This window comes from Microbacterium natoriense (assembly GCF_030816295.1).
GTDB lineage: Bacteria > Actinomycetota > Actinomycetes > Actinomycetales > Microbacteriaceae > Microbacterium > Microbacterium natoriense_A.
Window position 1 is genome coordinate 3463878 of sequence record NZ_JAUSXV010000001.1, and the last position, 17167, is coordinate 3481044.

Below are 17167 nucleotides of genomic sequence, written 5' to 3' on the forward strand. Positions count from 1 at the left end.
AGAGACGAAACGCAGAGACGAAACGCAGAGACGAAACGCGATTAGCCTTGTCATCATGGCCCGCGCGATCGTCTACACCGAAATCGGCTCTCCCGACGTCCTGCACCTGACCGAGATCCCCGATCCCCTCGCCGCTCCCGGCGAGGTCGTGGTGCGCATCGAGGCGGCCGGAGTCAATCCGATCGACGCGAAGATCCGCGCCGGAAAGCGCCCATCCCCGCCGATCGTCGAGCCGCGGCGCGTCGGGTTCGATGGCGCCGGCGTGATCGAGGCGCTCGGTGAAGGCGTGGACTCGTACAGCGTCGGTGATCGGGTCGCGATCCGCGACACGGTGGGCACCTATGCGTCTCACCTCGCCGTACCGGCCACGAACCTCGCGGCTCTTCCCGACTCCGTAACGGCGTCCGAGGGCGCCGGCATCGGCATCCCCGCCGGCACGGCGTACCAGTGCCTGAAGTCGCTGGGCGTCAAGGCCGGCGACGTCCTGCTCGTGCATGCAGGCTCCGGCTCGGTCGGCCAGGCCGCCGTGCAGTTCGCCGTCGCCTGGGGTGCCACGGTCATCGCCACCGCGAGCCCCGCCCGGCACGAGCAGCTCCGCGAACTCGGCGCGATCCCCATCGCCTACGGCGAGGGGCTGCTCGAGCGGGTGCGCGAAGCCGCCCCCGGCGGCGTCACCGTTGCCCTCGACGGCGCGGGTACCGACGAGGCGATCGAGACGTCGCTCGCCCTGGTCGCTGATCGCGAGCGCATCGCCACGATCGTCCGAGGTCCGGATGCGGCATCCTTCGGCATCCGAGCCTTCTCCGGCGGCTCGCCGGTGCCCCCCAGCGAGCAGGAGCTCGCCTGGCGTGCGGAGGCGCTCCCAGCGACCATCGCCCTCATCGCCTCGGGGGATTTCACGATCGAGCTGGGGCCCGAGCTGCCGCTCGCCGAGGCCGGGCGCGCGCACGAGCTCGTGGAGTCGCACGCCGCCGACGGGAAGATCATCCTCGTCCCGTGACCCGCCACAGCATCCCCTCCGGACGAGCCCGGCTGGTGGTCGACGCGACCGGTGACGGCGACGCACTGCTGATGATCCACGCCGGCGTCACCGACCGGAGTTCCTGGGAGCCGCTGATCGCCCGCATCGGCGACGGCATGCGCGCTATCCGATACGACGCTCGCGGCTATGGAGAGACCGCATACGAGACCGAGGACGGATGGTCGCCGGTCACGGACGCTGCTGCGGGTGCTGGACGGTCTCGGCATCGACAGGGCCATCGTCATCGGATGCTCGATGGGCGGCCGCACCGCCATCGACCTGGCACTCGCGCACCCGGATCGGGTGGCGGCTCTGGTGCTGATCGCACCGGCAGTCGGTGGAGCACCGGCACCGGTGCTCGATCCGATCGTGGCCGAGCTCGACCGGCAGATGGACGAAGCGGATGCCGCGGGCGATCTCGAAGAGGTGAACCGTCTGGAGTCGATCGTCTGGCTCGACGGACCTGATCGCCCTGGGCGCGCAGCGCCTCGCGCCAGAGAGCTCTTCCTGGCGATGAACGGGATAGCCCTCCACGCCCCCGACCCCGGCGAACAGCTGGTGCCGGATGACGCCTGGAAGCGCCTGGACGAGATCGCCGTGCCGACGCTCGTGCTCGTCGGCGACCTCGACCTCGCGCACGTCCGCCGCAACTCCCAGCAGGTGGCGGCGGCCGTTCCCGGCGCCGAGCTCGTGGAGTTGGGGGATGTCGCGCACCTCCCGCATCTCGAGGCGCACGCCGCCGCCCTCGACACCGTCGCGGAGTTCCTCGGCCGGTAGCGGCGCCTATTCCCCCGGGCGCAACAGTTCGACATACGCCGAGCCGGACCGGCCGGGGTCACGACAATGGTCTGATGAGCGAGTTCGCGACCCAGCAGATCCAGGCCGGCTACGTCCCCGGGACGCCGCAGAACAGCGCCGTCCCCCCGATCTACCAGACGGCCGCGTTCCAGTTCGCCTCGCTCGCCGACGCCGCCGATCTGTTCGCTCTGCGCAAGAGCGGCAATCTGTACAGCCGCAACGCCAGCCCGACCCAGCAGGTGCTCGAGGAGCGTGTCGCCGCGCTCGAGGGGGGTGTCTCCGCCGTCGCCGTGGCCTCCGGCCAGGCCGCCGTCGCGGTCTCCCTGCTCGCGATCGTCGGAGTCCGCGGACACATCGTCGCGGCGAACCAGCTCTACGGCGGCACGGTCGACCTGTTCCAGGACACCTTCGACGACTTCGGGATCGATGTGACCTTCGTCGACCAGGACGACGCGGATGCCTGGCGCGCCGCGATCCGTCCTGAGACGCGCGCCCTGTTCGCGGAATCGGTCGCGAACCCGGTCGCACAGGTGCTCGACATCCGTCTGGTCGCCGACATCGCGCACGATGCCGGCGTCCCCCTCGTGATCGACAACACCGTCGGCACTCCCTATCTCGTCCGCCCGGGCGAGCACGGCGCCGACTTCGTCGTGCACTCGGCGACCAAGTTCCTCTCCGGTCACGGCACCTCGCTCGGCGGTGTAGTCGTCGACCAGGGCACCTTCGACTTCGGCGCGCAGCCCGAACGCTGGCCGCAGTTCACGGCCGAGTACAAGCGGGTCCCCGGTCTCGTGCTGTGGGAGCGCTTCGGCATCGGGCAGGCGTTCGCGGCGCTGGTGAAGTCCAAGTACGTGCACGATCTCGGCCCCTCGCTGTCGCCCTTCAACGCCTGGCAGATCCTTCAGGGGATCGAGACGCTCGACCTGCGGGTGGCGCGCCAGTCGTCGACCGCGTTCGCCGTCGCGCAGTTCCTGGCGCAGCATCCGTCGGTCTCCCATGTGAACCACCCCGGCCTCGCGGGCAACCGCTGGCACGACCTCGCGACCCGGTACCTCCCGAGCGGCGTCCCTTCGGTGTTCTCCTTCGATCTGGCGGGTGCGGAGGACGAGGGCACGCAGCAGCGCGTCGCGCGCGTCATCGACAGTCTGAAGGTCGTGCGCCTGGTCGCGAACATCGGCGACGCGCGCAGCCTCGTCGCCCACCCCGCTTCGATGACGCACTCGCACCTGAACGCCGAGCAGCGAGCCGCTGCCGGCATCTCCCTGAACACGATCCGGCTGTCGGCCGGTCTGGAAGATCCGCGCGACATCATCGCCGATCTCGATCAGGCACTCGCCGTCGGCTGAACAACTACGCTGAGACCATGACTGGTCTTCGTTGGGGAATCCTCGCGACCGGCGGCATCGCCGGCGCGTTCGCATCCGACCTCCGCACCGCGGGGCGTGATCTGGTCGCGGTCGGCTCGCGCTCACAGGAATCGGCGGATGCCTTCGCGGTGCGCTTCGAGATCCCCCGCGCTCATGCCTCCTACGAGGCGCTGGTCGCCGACCCGGACGTCGACATCGTCTACGTGTCGACGCCGCACCCGATGCATCACGAGAACGCGCGTCTGGCGCTCGAGGCCGGCAAGCACGTGCTCGTCGAGAAGGCGTTCACGCTGAACCGCTCAGAGGCCGAGGACCTGCAGCGGCTCGGCGCCGAGCGCGGTCTGCTCGTGATGGAGGCCATGTGGTCGCGCTACCTTCCGCACATGATCCGCATCCGCGAGATCATCGCCGCAGGAACCCTCGGTGAGATCCGCGCGGTGAGCGCCGACCACACCCAGCTCCTCCCCTCCGATCCGGAGCATCGCCTGAACGCGCTCGAACTCGGCGGCGGCGCCCTGCTCGATCTGGGCATCTACCCCATCTCTTTCGTGTGGGACATCCTCGGCGCCCCCACAACAGTGAAGGCGGTGGGCCGTCTGATCGAGACGGGAGCGGATGCCGAAGTGGCCACGGTCATGACGCATGACACAGGCGCAGTGTCGACCACGCTCTCCTCGTCTCGAGGAGCGGGCCCGAACGCCGCGAGCATCGTGGGGACAGAGGCCCGGATCGACATAGATCGCGTGTGGTACTCCCCTACGACCTTCCGCGTGACCCTGCCGGACGGCACGGTCGTCGAGGAGTTCGCCTCCGACGAGGTGGCCGGGCGGGGCATGGAGTATCAGGCGCTGGCCGCCGAGCGCTACGTCGCCGACGGCTCGCTCGACTCCGACGTGCTGCCGGTCGCCGAGAGCGTGGCGATCATGGGCACGCTCGACGAGATCCGAGCGCAGATCGGCGTGCGGTACCCGAGCGAGGAGGCCGACAATGGCTGAGACCACAGACGCCCGCGTCGCCGTCTACCTGGACTTCGACAACATCGTCATCTCCTGGTACGACCGCGTCCACGGCCGCAATTCCTACGGCAAGGACCGTCAGCGCATCACGGAGCATCCGAACGATCCCGAGGTCGTCGAGCGCCTGAAGGGCGCGATGATCGAAGTCGGCGCCATCATCGACTACGCGGCCTCCTTCGGCACACTCGTGCTCACTCGCGCCTACGCCGACTGGTCCTCACCCGTGAACGCCGAGTACCGCTCGCAGCTCGTGGCCCGCGCCGTCGACCTGGTGCAGCTGTTCCCCGCTGCCGCGTACGCGAAGAACGGCGCCGACATCCGTCTGGCGGTCGATGCCGTCGAGGACATGTTCCGGCTGCCCGACCTGACCCACGTCGTGATCGTCGCCGGCGACAGCGATTACGTGCCGCTCGCACAGCGCTGCAAGCGACTCGGCCGCTACGTGATCGGTGTCGGCGTCGCCGGTTCCACGGCGAAGTCCCTGGCTGCGGCCTGCGACGAGTTCGAGTCGTACGACTCCCTGCCCGGCGTGGTGCGGCCCACGAAGGCTGCGCCGCCGGTGGCGGTCGTCGAGCCGGCGATCGTCCCCGAGCCGGAGCCCGAACCCGCCGCCAAGACGAAGACCGCCCCGAAGAGCAGGTCGCGGACGAAGGCCGCAACGGCCGCAGCCTCCGCCGTGCCGCCTGCCCTCGATGAGCAGGGCGAAGCCACGGCACTTCTGCAGCGCGCTCTGCGCCTGGGCCACGACAAGACCGATGCCGACGAGTGGCTGCACAGCTCGGCCGTCAAGACGCACATGCGCCGAATGGACCCCTCGTTCAGCGAGAAGGCCCTCGGCTACCGTTCGTTTTCGGACTTCCTGAAATCGCGAGGCGACATCGCCGAGCTCGAGGAGACAGGACACGAGCGCCTGGTCAAGCTGCGCGAGTCCGCCGCCTGACCGTGAGGAACGTTCCACAGTCTCCGTATGCCAGGGCGCTGGGCGACCGGATCGATGAGCTGCACCCGCGTCTGCGCGCCTACTTCCAGCCGGTCCCGGAGGGGAAGGTCGGCGTCGGCGAGGGCGTCTTCTCGTACGTGGGAACGACTCGGCGCTGGCTGTGGCCGTTCCTTCGCCTGCTCGAGCGGCGCGGTGTGGTCGCGGCCTGCGGTGAGCACGACGTGCCGTTCCGTGTGGTGAACCGCACGGTGGCCTCTCGCGCGATCGGCACACGTGAGTTCCACTTCGCCCGCGGCTCCTGGACGATGCACGACGCCGTCGCGGTGACCCGCCACGGCCGCGTCGTCGACGAGCTCGGAGAACCCGCGCTGGTCGCCGCGTGCTTCGACGTCGATGTGCAGGGCGGCGCGCTCGCCCTCACGAGCAGGGCCGTCGGCATCCGTCTCGGCCGGCTCCGAGTGCGGGCTCCGCGCTTGCTCTCGCCGGTCGTCCGCCTCAGCGAGAGCTTCGACGACGAGATCGACCGGCAGCGCGTGGCGCTCACCGTCGACGTCCCCTTGATCGGCCGGGTGTACGAGTATCACGGGTCCTTCTCCTATCGCCTCGAGGAGGCATCGTCGTGAACACAGGACGCGTCGTGATCGGCGGCTCCAGCGGATTCATGGGGCAGTACCTGCTGCCCCGATTGCGCGAAGCAGGACGCGAGGTCGTGACGATCTCGCGATCGAACGCCGACATCGCCTGGGGTGATCAGGACGCGATCGATCGAGCCGTCGACGGCTCCTCGCTCGTGGTCGGTCTGGCCGGCAAGAGCGTGAACTGCCGATACACAGCGGAGAACCGCGCCGAGATCTTCCGCTCGCGTCTCGACACGACGAAGGCCTTGAGCGGGGCGATCGCGAGAGCCGAGAACCCGCCCGCGCTGTGGGTGAACTCCTCCACCGCGACGATCTACCGCCACGCCGAGGATCGTCCGATGACGGAGTCGACCGGCGAGATCGGCACCGGGTTCTCCGTCGAGGTCGCGAAGGCCTGGGAGAAGGCGCTGTTCGCCGACTACCTGCCCACGACCCGCCGCGTGGCACTGCGCAGCACGATCGTGCTCGGCCACGGCGGCGTCCTCGGTCCGCTGAAGAATCTCGCGCGACTCGGCCTCGGCGGAGCCCAGCACGACGGATGGTGGCCGGTGAGCAGGGCCCGGCGAGCGGCCGGCACCGCGCATCTGACCGGTGCCAGACGCGGTCGACAGCGGTTCAGCTGGGTGCACGTCGACGACGTCGCGCGCATCATCGACTTCCTGGAGGAGCATCCGGAGCTCGACGGCCCCGTGAACGCGGCATCCCCGAACCCGGTCGACAACACGACCTTCATGGCCACGGTGCGCGCGGTGCTGGGGGCCCGCATCGGGCCGCCGATGCCCCGATGGATGCTCGAGATCGGGGCGATCGGCATCCGCACCGAGACCGAGCTGATCCTCAAGAGCCGATGGGTGCTGCCCGAGAAGCTCAGCGCAGCCGGCTTCGAATTCCGCTATCCGACGCTGGAAGCCGCAGTCAGAGAGTCATTCGACCGCTAGCTGTCGGTCGAGTCGCGTTTGCGCTTCTCGATCTCCTCGCGCAGCCGCCATTCCTCGATCTCGCGGTCGAGGTCGGCGATCTGCTGCTCGGTGGTGCGCGTGTCGACGGGGACGGCAGGCGCCGCAGGCGCCGCGGTGCGAGGCGGATGCTGCTCGCGTCGGGCCATGCGCGGGAGCCGGATCCCCGCCTCCGCGTACTCCCGGCCGATCGCGAACCACAGGAGGCCGCCGATGAGCGGCAACAGGATCACGATGATCAGCCACGCCATCTTGGGCAGGAAGCGCACCTGCGAATCGTCACGCGTGATGATGTCGATCAGGGCGCCGATCATCAAGGCGATGACGAGAAGGTAGAACACGAGCTGCATGGCTTCAGGCTAGACGACGGCTGCCGGTTCAGGGGAGGAGGTGTCCTGCGGCCCGGAACAGCTCGTACCACTCGGCTCTGGTCAGCTCGATGTCGGCGCCGGCTGCGGCATCCTGCACCCGTTCGGGCGTCGTGGTGCCGAGCACGACCTGCATCTTCGCCGGATGACGCGTGATCCACGCGGTCGCGATCGCGATCGGCGTGACGCCGTGAGATGCCGCGAGCCGGTCGATGACGGTGTTGAGTTCGGCGTACTCGGGGTTGCCGAGGAACACGCCGGTGAAGAATCCGCCTTGGAAGGGCGACCATGCCTGCACCGTGATGCCCTTGATGCGGCAGTACTCGACGATGCCGCCGCCGTCGCGCACCACGCTCTGATCCTCGCTCGCCATGTTCGCGGCGACCGGCTGGGCGATGATCGGCGCGTGCGTGATCGACAGCTGCAGCTGGTTGGCGACGATCGGCTGCCGCACCGCGGTCTGCAGCAGGTCGATCTGCCGCGGCGTGTGGTTCGAGACGCCGAAGGCGCGGACCTTGCCCGACGTCTCCAACTCGTCGAAGGCCCGAGCGACCTCCTCCGGTTCGACGAGTGCGTCAGGTCGGTGCAGCAGCAGCACGTCGATGTAGTCGGTGCGCAGCGCTTTCAGCGAGCCGTCGACCTGAGTCATGATGTGCTCGTACGAGAAGTCGAACATGCCCTGGGCGGGCAAGATGCCGCATTTGGTCTGCAGCACGATCTCCTCGCGCTCGTCGCCGCTCAGCGCCAGGGCTTCGGCGAACCGCTCCTCGCAATAGTGCATGCGCCCGCCGTAGATGTCCGCGTGGTCGAAGAAGTCGATCCCCGCTCCGCGAGCCGCGTCATACAGTGCGCGGATCTCGGCATCCGTCTTGCTGTCGATGCGCATCATTCCGGAGATGACGGCCGGGGCGGTGGCGGTGCCGAACGGTACTGTCTTCATACCGCCACGATAATGGCATCATGGCATTCCTCGTCTCCCCCGCTCCCGTCACGCTCACCGGCTCCCTCGTCGAACTGCGCCCGCTCGACCCCTCGCATGCCGACGGACTGATCGACGCCGTGACCGAGGGAGACCTCTGGAAGAACGCCTGGTACACCTCGGTGCCGTCGCCTGACGGCGTGGTCGCGGAGATCGATCGCCGGATCTCTCTCATCGAGACCGGCGAGATGGTGCCGTTCACAGCCTTTGACGCGACCGGACGAGTGCTGGGGATGACGTCGTTCTACGACCTGGAGGCTGACGTTCCGCGGCTGCACATCGGGTACACCTGGAATCGCCCCTCCGCTCACGGCACCGGCACGAACGCGGAGTCGAAGCTGCTGCTCATGCAGCACGCCTTCGAGACGCTCGGTGTGTTCCGCGTGGGTCTCACGACGCAGTGGGTGAACTTCCAGTCGCGCGCCGCGATCGAGCGCCTGGGGGCCAAGCAGGACGGCGTGATGCGGGCCATGAGCCGCTACCGCAACGGCGCACTGCGCGACAGCGTCGAGTTCTCGATCATCGAGCCGGAGTGGCCCGCCGTGAAGGCGAACCTCGAAGCGCGCCTCGCGAAGAGGCGCTGAGCGTCACTCGGTGGGGTTGCCCGACCAGTTGTCGCTGCGGCGGGTGGCGTCGTTCTTGCCGGCGCGCATCAGGAACGCGATCGACAGCGACACGATGAGCAGACCCGCCACGAACACGAGCCCCTGGAAGTCGGCGATCGACTGCGCGAAGCCCATGAGCCAGATTCCTCCGAGGAAGAGGATCAGGAAGAAGATGAGGCTGAGGATCACGGGGGCTCCTGTCGTTGCGGGCAGTTATCAGGATACCGTGCGGCTGAAGGTCACGACATCGCCGCGGCGCGAGCGCGTGACGACGAGACCGACCCGCTCCAGTCGGGTGAAGACCCGGCGGGGCAACGGTGGGAGCTCTGCGGTGCGTCCGGGCGCAGGCTTCGCGAGGCCGATGAACAGCGAGAGATCGACGCCTCTCCCCCGCAGCTCGACGCGTGCGTAGTCGCTGCCCCCTCGCCAGCGCAGGTGCTCGAGATCCGAGAAGCGGATGACGGATGACGACTCCCCCACCGTGAGGCGGACCTCGTCGTTCCCGAAAGCGATCGTGCACTCCTCGGTGCGCCGGCGCAGCACGGTGCTGAGCGCGGCGTAGGCGGGGAGGCCGAGCACGATGCCGATGAGGACGATCGACAGCCGCGCACCGAGGTGCGAGACGGCATCGTCGAACGCGATCAGCAGCGCGATCCCGAAGCCCGAGACGGCGAGCACGACACCGACGATCGCGACCGTCACCTGACGCATACGGAGCCGGATCGCCCTGACGCTCACGAACGAGCCGTCACCGCCCTCGTCGCGTTCCCACTGCGGGGTCGTCCGGGTGGGTGCGTTCCTGCGTTCGCGGCGGGTGAGAGCATCCGTCACCCTGCTGAGCAGCCCCAGCCAGATCCAGGCCACCGCCGTGATCCCGGCCATCTGCACCACGATCAGGGCCGCACCGACGGGCTCGGGAAGCGCGGCGAGGAGCGGACCCCCGAACTCGATCATCGCGAACCCCTCGGCGGAGATCACGACGGCACCGGCGATGTGCAGGAAGAGCCCGTTCCGGCGCATCCGGAACGTGAGGTTCACGAAGGCGAAGCCGAGACACCAGCCGCCGACGAGCATCAGCAGCAAAGGGACGATGCCGAGGTCATTCGTGACGAGCATGGCGACGAACGCCGCGGCGAGCAGCACCAGCCCGCAGATCGTGGCCTTCACGCTGTCGCTTCCATCACGGCAATCCTAGAGCCGCGATTCCTCGCCCTTCGCGCACGCAGACGCCCTCTCGGCGACAGCGGCCTTTGTGTGAGGTCTATGTCGTCATCCATGGCTGAGGCTCCCACCGTGCGCGGTAGCGTGGAGCCATGAACGCTCCCGTCGATCCGACCCGCACTGCCGCCTGGTCCGAGCTCACCACCCTGCGCGACTCGTTCTCCCCCGACCTGCGCGGCTGGTTCGCCGCCGATCCCGACCGCGCAGAGCGCCTCTCGCTTCCCCTGGCCGACCTGCATGTGGACCTGTCGAAGAACCTGGTGACCGACGACGTCCTCGCCGCTCTCCTGCGCCTGGCCGAGGAGACCGGCGTCGCCGGGCGCTACCAGGCGATGTTCTCGGGTGTGCACCTCAACACGACCGAGGATCGCGCGGTGCTGCACACGGCACTTCGACGCCCGGCCGGCAGCTCCCCCGCCCTCGTCGTCGACGGCCAGGACGTGGACGCCGATGTGCAGGGCGTCCTCGACTCGCTGTCCGCGTTCGCGGCTCGCGTCCGGTCCGGCGACTGGCGCGGCGTCACCGGCAAGAAGGTCACGCACGTCGTCAACATCGGCATCGGCGGTTCCGATCTCGGGCCGGTCATGGTGTACGAAGCACTCAAGCCGTACGCGGATGCCGGCATCCAAGCCCGGTTCGTCTCGAACATCGACCCGACCGACCTCGCGCAGAAGACCAGTGATCTCGACCCCGAGACCACGCTGTTCATCGTGGCATCGAAGACGTTCACGACTCTCGAGACGCTCACCAACGCACGCCTCGCGCGCGACTGGCTGTGGGCCGGGCTGACCGCGGCCGGCGCGATCGACGACACCGACGACGCCCGCACCGACGCCGTCTCGCACCACTTCGTCGCCGTCTCGACCGCTCTCGACAAGGTCGCCGCCTTCGGCATCAACCCCGTCAACGCCTTCGGGTTCTGGGACTGGGTGGGCGGCCGCTACTCGGTCGACTCCGCGATCGGCCTGTCGCTCGCGATCGCGCTCGGCCCTGACGTGTTCCGCGACCTTCTCGCCGGCTTCCACGCCGTCGACGAGCACGTGCGCACCACGCCGCTCGAGAAGAACGTCCCCGTGCTGATGGGGCTCCTGAACGTCTGGTACGTGAACTTCTTCGGCGCCCAGTCGCACGCAGTGCTCCCCTACGCCCAGCAGCTCAGCCGCTTCCCCGCGTACCTGCAGCAGCTGACCATGGAGTCGAACGGCAAGTCCGTGCGCTGGGATGGCTCGCCCGTCACGACCGACACCGGAGAGGTGTTCTGGGGTGAACCGGGCACCAACGGTCAGCACGCGTTCTACCAGCTCATCCATCAGGGCACGCGGCTGATCCCCGCCGACTTCATCGCGTTCGTGAACCCGGCGTACCCGCTGACCGATGGCGGGCAGGATGTGCACGCGCTGTTCCTGGCGAACTTCCTCGCGCAGACCAAGGCACTCGCGTTCGGCAAGACTGCAGAGGAGGTCGAGGCCGAGGGCACCACGGGCGCCCTCGTCGCCGCCCGCACCTTCGCCGGCAACCGGCCGACCACGTCGATCTTCGCCCCGGCTCTCACCCCGCAGGTGCTCGGTCAGCTGATCGCTCTCTACGAGCACATCACGTTCACGCAGGGCACGATCTGGGGCATCAACTCCTTCGACCAGTGGGGCGTCGAGCTCGGCAAGCAGCTCGCCATGCAGATCGCCCCGGCGATCGAGGGCGACGCCGCGGCGATCGAGGCGCAGGATGCATCGACGAAGGCTCTGCTGGCGTACTACGCGGCGAACCGCAAGCAGTAGCCGGTAGTCACGCGACGCGCTCCTGCCCCGTGATCCACGGGGACAGGGGCGTGCGCAGCGCCGCGAGACCGAGCACGAGGGGCACGACGAGCCCGATCCCGAACTGCGCCCAGGGCGAGACATCGAGCCAGAGCACGAGCGGATGCAGCAGCACCACCGTGAGCAGCGGCAGCGCCAGGAGAGTGCACGCTCTCGAGAATCGGCCGGGCCGCACGATCCCCTCGGCGAGGAGGACCAGACCGATCGAGATGGCGCTCGACGCGAGGGTCGAGACCACCGGCGTGCCGTTGTCGCCGAGCTTGATGTCCAGAGGCGCCGCCCAGCCGACGGAGACGAGAACCACGCCCACCGCGAGCGAGATCGCGCCGGCGGTAAGGGGACGGGAGATCCGGTCCCGCGCGCGGCGCAGCGCATCTCCGATCAGCAGGTAGATGAGGCAAGTCGCGACGTAGCCGATGCCGAGCGGCGTGCGCGAGAGCGGTTCCGGCCAGGTCCATGCGATGACGGCGCCGGCGAGGCCGACCGCCCACTGCAGCGCATTGGGAAGCCGCTCGAGCAGGCGGAACAGCACCGCCGTGAAGAACAGCGCCGAGACGAACCACAGCGTGACGAACGGCATCTGCGCGTGGCGTCCGCCCTCCGCGGCGCCGACGATCGTCGTGATCGCGTCGCCCGGTCGCACCACGACGAGCGCCACCGAGAGCACGGCGAACGCGGCGACGTAAGGCCGACCGAGGCTCAGCGCTCGTCGTGAGACCTCGGCGCTCAGCATCCGTCCCGGCTTCCAGAGATATCCGGTCAGGATGAAGAACACCGCGACATGCCAGGTGTACAGCCAGTCCTGAGTGACTTCTTTCGTGAAGGCGTGCCCGGCGACGATCGCCCCCACCGCGATGAGGCGGACGAGGTCGACGGCTCCGGAACGAGCGGGGAGCTGAGCAGGCATCGCCCCAGTATCCGCCCCCGCCCCTATGAGAGCAGTGGGCTTGACCGGCGAGCTCGCGACCTCATCCGCAGGGCCACCGGTCATTGCGCTCCCTCTCGCGCGGATGCTGAAGGAACAGCCGTATTCCGCGTGATCAGGCGCCTGTCAAGGCCCTGTCCGCGCCGCGCGAACTCGGGCATCGTCGTGTTGCGGCACAGCGCCGCCCTTCCGAAAGGAGTACCCGAATGACCATCGGAACCGGAATCGTGCTGTTCGTGATCGGCGCCATCCTCACGTTCGCACTCGACATCCAGCTCGAGGGCGTGAACCTCGACATGATCGGCTACATCCTGATGGCAGCAGGCGCCGTCGCCTTCCTCATCGGGCTCATCCTCCTCCTCGTCCGCCGCGATCGCCCGCGCGGGACGACGGTGGTCGAGGACGACGTCCTCTGACCATCGCAGAAAGACGGAGGGGCGGATGCTGTCAGCATCCGCCCCTCCGTCTTTGTCAGCTTGTTCAGAAGTCCCAGTCGTCGTCTTCCGTGGCCTCGGCCTTGCCGATCACGTACGACGAGCCTGACCCCGAGAAGAAGTCGTGGTTTTCGTCGGCGTTCGGTGAGAGCGCCGACAGGATCGCCGGGTTCACGTTGGTCACGGTCGACGGGAACATCGCCTCGTAGCCGAGGTTCATCAGAGCCTTGTTGGCGTTGTAGTGCAGGAACTTCTTGACGTCCTCGGTCAGGCCGACGCCGTCGTAGAGGTCCTGCGTGTACTGCACCTCGTTGTCGTAGAGCTCGAACATCAGGTTGAAGGTGTAGTCCTTCAGTTCCTGACGACGCTCTTCGGTCTCGTTCTCGAGACCCTTCTGGAACTTGTAGCCGATGTAGTACCCGTGCACGGCCTCATCGCGGATGATGAGGCGGATGAGGTCGGCCGTGTTCGTCAGCTTCGCCTTGGACGACCAGTAGATCGGCAGGTAGAAGCCCGAGTAGAAAAGGAACGACTCGAGCAGGGTCGAGGCGACCTTGCGCTTGAGCGGGTCGTCTCCCTGGTAGTAGTCCATGATGATCTGAGCCTTCTTTTGAAGGTTCGGATTCTCGGTCGACCAGCGGAACGCCTCGTCGATCTCCTTGGTCGACGCGAGCGTCGAGAAGATGGACGAGTAGCTCTTCGCGTGCACCGACTCCATGAAGGCGATGTTGGTGTACACCGCCTCCTCGTGCGGGGTGATCGCGTCCGGGATCAGCGAGACGGCGCCCACGGTTCCCTGGATCGTGTCGAGCAGCGTGAGTCCGGTGAAGACGCGCATCGTGAGCAACTGCTCCTCGGGCGTCAGCGTGTTCCACGACTGGACGTCGTTCGACAGCGGCACCTTCTCGGGCAGCCAGAAGTTGTTCACCAGACGGTTCCAGACCTCGAGGTCCTTGTCGTCCTGGATGCGGTTCCAGTTGATCGCCTGAACGCTGTCGACCAGCTTGAGCGGGGGGTGAGGAGTCATGATGATTCGTCGTTTCTTTGAAACTGGGTCACTGAGCCTGTCGAAGTGTCAGAGCATGCAGGAGACGCACTCGGCCATGTCGGTGCCCTCCAGTGCCATCTGACGCAGACGGATGTAGTAGATCGTCTTGATGCCCTTGCGCCATGCGTAGATCTGCGCCCGGTTGATGTCGCGCGTGGTGGCGGTGTCCTTGAAGAACAGCGTCAGCGACAGGCCCTGGTCGACGTGCTGCGTGGCGGCCGCGTAGGTGTCGATGACCTTCTCGTAGCCGATCTCGTATGCGTCCTGGTAGTACTCCAGGTTGTCGTTCGTCATGAACGCGGCCGGGTAGTAGACGCGGCCGAGCTTGCCTTCCTTGCGGATCTCGATCTTCGACGCGATCGGGTGGATCGAGCTCGTCGAGTTGTTGATGTACGAGATCGAGCCGGTCGGCGGGACGGCCTGCAGGTTCTGGTTGTAGATGCCGTGCTTCTGGACGGACTCCTTCAGCTCGGCCCAGTCGGCCTGCGTCGGGATGAACTGTCCGGCGAACATCTCCTTGACCTTGTCGGTCGCGGGGACCCACTCCTGGTCGATGTACTTGTCGAAGAAGGCGCCCGACGCGTACGTGGAGTCCTCGAAGCCGTCGAAGGCGACACCGCGCTCGATCGCGAGCTTGTTCGATGCACGCAGCGCGTGGAAGAGCACCGTGTAGAAGTAGATGTTCGTGAAGTCGATGCCCTCTTCGGAGCCGTAGTACACGTGCTCACGAGCGAGGTAGCCGTGCAGGTTCATCTGACCGAGGCCGATCGCGTGGGAGCGGTCGTTGCCGTCCTCGATCGAGCGGACCGAGGCGATGTGGCTCTGGTTGCTCACCGCGGTGAGTCCGCGGATCGCGGTCTCGACGGTCGCACCGAGGTCGCCGCCGTCCATCGCCAGCGCGATGTTCATCGAGCCGAGGTTGCAGGAGATGTCCTTGCCGATCTGGTCGTACGAGAGGTCCTCGTTGTACGTGGTCGGCGTGTTGACCTGCAGGATCTCGCTGCAGAGGTTGGACATGTTGATGCGGCCCTTGATCGGGTTCGCCTTGTTCACCGTGTCCTCGAACATGATGTACGGGTAACCCGACTCGAACTGGATCTCGGCGATGGTCTGGAAGAACTCGCGCGCGTTGATCTTGGTCTTCTTGATGCGCGGGTCGTCGACCATCTCGCGGTACTTCTCGGTGACCGAGACGTCGCCGAACGGCACGCCGTAGACCTTCTCGACGTCGTACGGCGAGAACAGGTACATGTCCTCGTCGTTCTTCGCGAGCTCGAACGTGATGTCCGGCACGACGACGCCCAGCGAGAGGGTCTTGATGCGGATCTTCTCGTCGGCGTTCTCGCGCTTGGTGTCGAGGAAGCGCATGATGTCGGGGTGGTGCGCGTTGAGGTACACCGCACCGGCGCCCTGACGTGCGCCCAATTGATTGGCGTAGCTGAAGCTGTCTTCGAGGAGCTTCATCACGGGGATGATGCCGCTGGACTGATTCTCGATCTGCTTGATCGGAGCGCCCGACTCGCGGATGTTCGACAGCAGAAGCGCCACGCCGCCGCCGCGCTTGGAGAGCTGCAGGGCGGAGTTGATGCCGCGGGCGATCGACTCCATGTTGTCTTCGATGCGCAGCAGGAAGCAGCTGACCAGCTCACCGCGCTGGGCCTTGCCCGCGTTGAGGAAGGTCGGGGTGGCCGGCTGGAAGCGCCCGGAGATGATCTCCTCGACGAGGTTGACCGCGACCTGCTCGTCACCGTCGGCCAGGGCCAGAGCGGTCATCACGACGCGGTCCTCGAAGCGCTCGAGGTAGCGCTTGCCGTCGAAGGTCTTCAGCGTGTAGCTGGTGTAGTACTTGAACGCGCCGAGGAAGGTCTCGAACCGGAACTTCTTCGAGTACGCGAGGTCGTTGAGCTTCTGGATGAACTCGAAGGGGTACTTCTCGAGGACGGCGCCCTCGTAGTACTCCTTCTCGACGAGATAGTCCAGACGCTCCTTGAGCGAGTGGAAGAACACCGTGTTCTGGTTCACGTGCTGCAGGAAGTACTCCCGCGCGGCCCGCTTGTCGGCGTCGAACTGGATCTTGCCGTTCGCGTCGTACAGGTTGAGCATCGCGTTGAGGGCGTGATAATCCATGCCCTCGTATGCGGGGTTCGCCTTGAACGCCACCGTCTCGGTCACTGAAGCTGCCACCGTCTTTCCAATCCGTCGGTCACGCGATCGACATCGTCTTGTGTGCCGAAGATCTCGAGCCGATACAAGTGAGGCACGTGGCACTTGCGGCTGATGATGTCACCGGCGAGACAGAACGACTCGCCGAAGTTGGTGTTGCCCGCGGAGATGACCCCGCGGAGGTTGCGCCGGTTGTTCTCGTCGTTGAGGAACCGGATCACCTGCTTGGGCACGGCGCCTCGTTCGACGCCACGACCTTCACCCCCGCCGTAGGTAGGGGTGACGAGTACGAAGGGCTCGTCGATGACGAGGGGCCCTTCCTGAGAGCGGAGCGGGATGCGATGGGCCGGAAGCCCGAGTTTCTCGACGAAGCGCGCGGTGTTGCCCGACACGCTCGAGAAGTAGACCAGGAGCGGCGCTGCGGTCGCGACGGCGCTCATAGCTCTCTCCTTGGGTTCCTGAGCCTGTCGAAGGGCTTGGGTTGGTGAGCGTGTCGAACTACGCCAGACGGGACGCCAGTTCGGCGATCTTGTCGGGACGGAAGCCCGACCAGTGGTCCTCGTCGGTGACGACGACCGGTGCCTGCATGTAACCGAGCGCCTTGACCTGCTCGAGGGCCGTCGGGTCCTCCGACAGGTCGTGGATCTCGTACTCGATGCCCTGGGCATCCAGCGCGCGATAGGTGGCGTTGCACTGAACGCAGGAAGGCTTCGTGTAGACCGTGATCGACATCGTGATTTCCCCTCAAATCTCTGGCTCGATCCCTTGATCGAGCGACTTTCTCCGGCAGACCCCCGCCGGGACTTCAATACTACATATAGGTGCGGACATTGGAAGCGACCACAAGGGGTAGTAGTTACATCCGTGTAGTTTT

General features: G+C 66.9%; 19 protein-coding genes. 10 read left to right on the forward strand and 9 right to left on the reverse strand.

Annotation, left to right across the window (positions count from 1 at the left end; all coding sequences use genetic code 11):
• Positions 1-55 precede the first annotated feature (55 nt).
• From QFZ53_RS16380 to QFZ53_RS16410, 7 genes are all read left to right on the forward strand, one after another.
• The gene (locus QFZ53_RS16380) at positions 56-1000 is read left to right on the forward strand and encodes a quinone oxidoreductase family protein (RefSeq protein WP_307298232.1); all 945 of its coding nucleotides are present in this window, start codon (positions 56-58) and stop codon (positions 998-1000) included.
• A gap of 168 nt (positions 1001-1168) precedes the next feature.
• Positions 1169-1798 (forward strand): alpha/beta fold hydrolase, encoded by a 630-nt coding sequence (locus QFZ53_RS16385; RefSeq protein WP_307298235.1) that lies wholly within the window; start codon positions 1169-1171, stop codon positions 1796-1798.
• Positions 1799-1872: 74 nt separating this feature from the next.
• Positions 1873-3165, forward strand: coding sequence for an O-acetylhomoserine aminocarboxypropyltransferase/cysteine synthase family protein (locus QFZ53_RS16390; RefSeq protein ID WP_292907877.1), 1293 nt, complete (start codon positions 1873-1875; stop codon positions 3163-3165).
• Between the two features lie 17 nt (positions 3166-3182).
• A complete protein-coding gene (locus QFZ53_RS16395; protein WP_307298237.1) occupies positions 3183-4181 on the forward strand; it encodes a Gfo/Idh/MocA family protein in 999 nt (332 codons plus the stop codon).
• Entirely contained in the window at positions 4174-5142 is a 969-nt protein-coding gene (locus tag QFZ53_RS16400) for an NYN domain-containing protein (protein ID WP_292907881.1), read from the forward strand. The genes QFZ53_RS16395 and QFZ53_RS16400 overlap by 8 nt, the downstream gene beginning before the upstream one ends.
• 2 nt (positions 5143-5144) lie before the next feature.
• Positions 5145-5765 carry a DUF4166 domain-containing protein gene (locus QFZ53_RS16405; protein WP_307298240.1) on the forward strand — a complete coding sequence of 207 codons (621 nt, stop codon included), beginning with the start codon at positions 5145-5147 and terminating at the stop codon, positions 5763-5765.
• Positions 5762-6718, forward strand: a complete 957-nt coding sequence (locus QFZ53_RS16410; RefSeq protein WP_307298241.1) for an epimerase — start codon at positions 5762-5764, stop codon at positions 6716-6718. The genes QFZ53_RS16405 and QFZ53_RS16410 overlap by 4 nt, the downstream gene beginning before the upstream one ends.
• Here the strand turns inward: QFZ53_RS16410 and QFZ53_RS16415 are convergent.
• Both QFZ53_RS16415 and QFZ53_RS16420 read right to left on the reverse strand, forming a co-directional pair.
• On the reverse strand, positions 6715-7086 hold the full coding sequence (locus QFZ53_RS16415) for a PLDc N-terminal domain-containing protein (RefSeq protein WP_307298243.1): 372 nt from the start codon (positions 7084-7086) through the stop codon (positions 6715-6717). The genes QFZ53_RS16410 and QFZ53_RS16415 overlap by 4 nt on opposite strands.
• 28 nt (positions 7087-7114) lie before the next feature.
• Positions 7115-8044 carry an aldo/keto reductase gene (locus QFZ53_RS16420; RefSeq protein ID WP_307298245.1) on the reverse strand — a complete coding sequence of 310 codons (930 nt, stop codon included), beginning with the start codon at positions 8042-8044 and terminating at the stop codon, positions 7115-7117.
• Positions 8045-8064: 20 nt separating this feature from the next.
• Between QFZ53_RS16420 and QFZ53_RS16425 the strand changes: the two genes are divergently transcribed.
• On the forward strand, positions 8065-8667 hold the full coding sequence (locus QFZ53_RS16425) for a GNAT family N-acetyltransferase (RefSeq protein WP_307298246.1): 603 nt from the start codon (positions 8065-8067) through the stop codon (positions 8665-8667).
• A gap of 3 nt (positions 8668-8670) precedes the next feature.
• Here the strand turns inward: QFZ53_RS16425 and QFZ53_RS16430 are convergent, their stop codons facing one another.
• Entirely contained in the window at positions 8671-8877 is a 207-nt protein-coding gene (locus QFZ53_RS16430) for a hypothetical protein (protein ID WP_307298248.1), read from the reverse strand.
• A gap of 27 nt (positions 8878-8904) precedes the next feature.
• Positions 8905-9855, reverse strand: coding sequence for a hypothetical protein (locus tag QFZ53_RS16435; protein ID WP_307298249.1), 951 nt, complete (start codon positions 9853-9855; stop codon positions 8905-8907).
• Positions 9856-10001: 146 nt separating this feature from the next.
• Between QFZ53_RS16435 and pgi the strand changes: the two genes are divergently transcribed.
• Positions 10002-11684 carry a glucose-6-phosphate isomerase gene (gene pgi / locus QFZ53_RS16440; protein ID WP_307298251.1) on the forward strand — a complete coding sequence of 561 codons (1683 nt, stop codon included), beginning with the start codon at positions 10002-10004 and terminating at the stop codon, positions 11682-11684.
• Positions 11685-11691: 7 nt separating this feature from the next.
• Here pgi and QFZ53_RS16445 read toward each other — a convergent pair whose 3' ends face one another.
• Positions 11692-12630 (reverse strand): acyltransferase family protein, encoded by a 939-nt coding sequence (locus QFZ53_RS16445; RefSeq protein ID WP_307298252.1) that lies wholly within the window; start codon positions 12628-12630, stop codon positions 11692-11694.
• A 224-nt stretch (positions 12631-12854) separates the two neighbouring features.
• On the opposite strand from QFZ53_RS16445, the gene QFZ53_RS16450 reads away from it, so the two are divergent.
• Complete coding sequence (locus QFZ53_RS16450; RefSeq protein WP_307298253.1) at positions 12855-13064, forward strand: DUF6458 family protein; 210 nt, start codon at positions 12855-12857, stop codon at positions 13062-13064.
• Positions 13065-13128: 64 nt separating this feature from the next.
• Here QFZ53_RS16450 and nrdF read toward each other — a convergent pair whose 3' ends face one another.
• From nrdF to nrdH, 4 genes are read right to left on the reverse strand one after another with little or no spacing between them, the layout of a single operon-like run.
• The gene (gene nrdF, locus QFZ53_RS16455; RefSeq protein WP_307298255.1) at positions 13129-14109 is read right to left on the reverse strand and encodes a class 1b ribonucleoside-diphosphate reductase subunit beta; all 981 of its coding nucleotides are present in this window, start codon (positions 14107-14109) and stop codon (positions 13129-13131) included.
• 48 nt (positions 14110-14157) lie between these two features.
• The gene (gene nrdE, locus QFZ53_RS16460) at positions 14158-16257 is read right to left on the reverse strand and encodes a class 1b ribonucleoside-diphosphate reductase subunit alpha (protein WP_307299431.1); all 2100 of its coding nucleotides are present in this window, start codon (positions 16255-16257) and stop codon (positions 14158-14160) included.
• A gap of 41 nt (positions 16258-16298) precedes the next feature.
• Positions 16299-16733, reverse strand: coding sequence for a class Ib ribonucleoside-diphosphate reductase assembly flavoprotein NrdI (nrdI, locus tag QFZ53_RS16465; protein WP_307298257.1), 435 nt, complete (start codon positions 16731-16733; stop codon positions 16299-16301).
• A gap of 58 nt (positions 16734-16791) precedes the next feature.
• On the reverse strand, positions 16792-17025 hold the full coding sequence (gene nrdH, locus QFZ53_RS16470; protein ID WP_292906321.1) for a glutaredoxin-like protein NrdH: 234 nt from the start codon (positions 17023-17025) through the stop codon (positions 16792-16794).
• Positions 17026-17167: the final 142 nt, after the last annotated feature.

Coding starts and splice junctions, on each gene's coding strand:
- QFZ53_RS16415 (WP_307298243.1), bottom strand. CDS start 7,086: ATGCAGCTCGTGTTCTACCTTCTCGTCATCGCCTTGATGATCGGCGCC.
- QFZ53_RS16445 (WP_307298252.1), bottom strand. CDS start 12,630: ATGCCTGCTCAGCTCCCCGCTCGTTCCGGAGCCGTCGACCTCGTCCGC.
- QFZ53_RS16395 (WP_307298237.1), top strand. CDS start 3,183: ATGACTGGTCTTCGTTGGGGAATCCTCGCGACCGGCGGCATCGCCGGC.
- nrdF (WP_307298255.1), bottom strand. CDS start 14,109: ATGACTCCTCACCCCCCGCTCAAGCTGGTCGACAGCGTTCAGGCGATC.
- QFZ53_RS16420 (WP_307298245.1), bottom strand. CDS start 8,044: ATGAAGACAGTACCGTTCGGCACCGCCACCGCCCCGGCCGTCATCTCC.
- QFZ53_RS16385 (WP_307298235.1), top strand. CDS start 1,169: ATGGAGAGACCGCATACGAGACCGAGGACGGATGGTCGCCGGTCACGG.
- QFZ53_RS16390 (WP_292907877.1), top strand. CDS start 1,873: ATGAGCGAGTTCGCGACCCAGCAGATCCAGGCCGGCTACGTCCCCGGG.
- QFZ53_RS16380 (WP_307298232.1), top strand. CDS start 56: ATGGCCCGCGCGATCGTCTACACCGAAATCGGCTCTCCCGACGTCCTG.
- nrdI (WP_307298257.1), bottom strand. CDS start 16,733: ATGAGCGCCGTCGCGACCGCAGCGCCGCTCCTGGTCTACTTCTCGAGC.
- nrdE (WP_307299431.1), bottom strand. CDS start 16,257: ATGGATTATCACGCCCTCAACGCGATGCTCAACCTGTACGACGCGAAC.
- QFZ53_RS16425 (WP_307298246.1), top strand. CDS start 8,065: ATGGCATTCCTCGTCTCCCCCGCTCCCGTCACGCTCACCGGCTCCCTC.
- QFZ53_RS16450 (WP_307298253.1), top strand. CDS start 12,855: ATGACCATCGGAACCGGAATCGTGCTGTTCGTGATCGGCGCCATCCTC.
- QFZ53_RS16400 (WP_292907881.1), top strand. CDS start 4,174: ATGGCTGAGACCACAGACGCCCGCGTCGCCGTCTACCTGGACTTCGAC.
- pgi (WP_307298251.1), top strand. CDS start 10,002: ATGAACGCTCCCGTCGATCCGACCCGCACTGCCGCCTGGTCCGAGCTC.
- nrdH (WP_292906321.1), bottom strand. CDS start 17,025: ATGTCGATCACGGTCTACACGAAGCCTTCCTGCGTTCAGTGCAACGCC.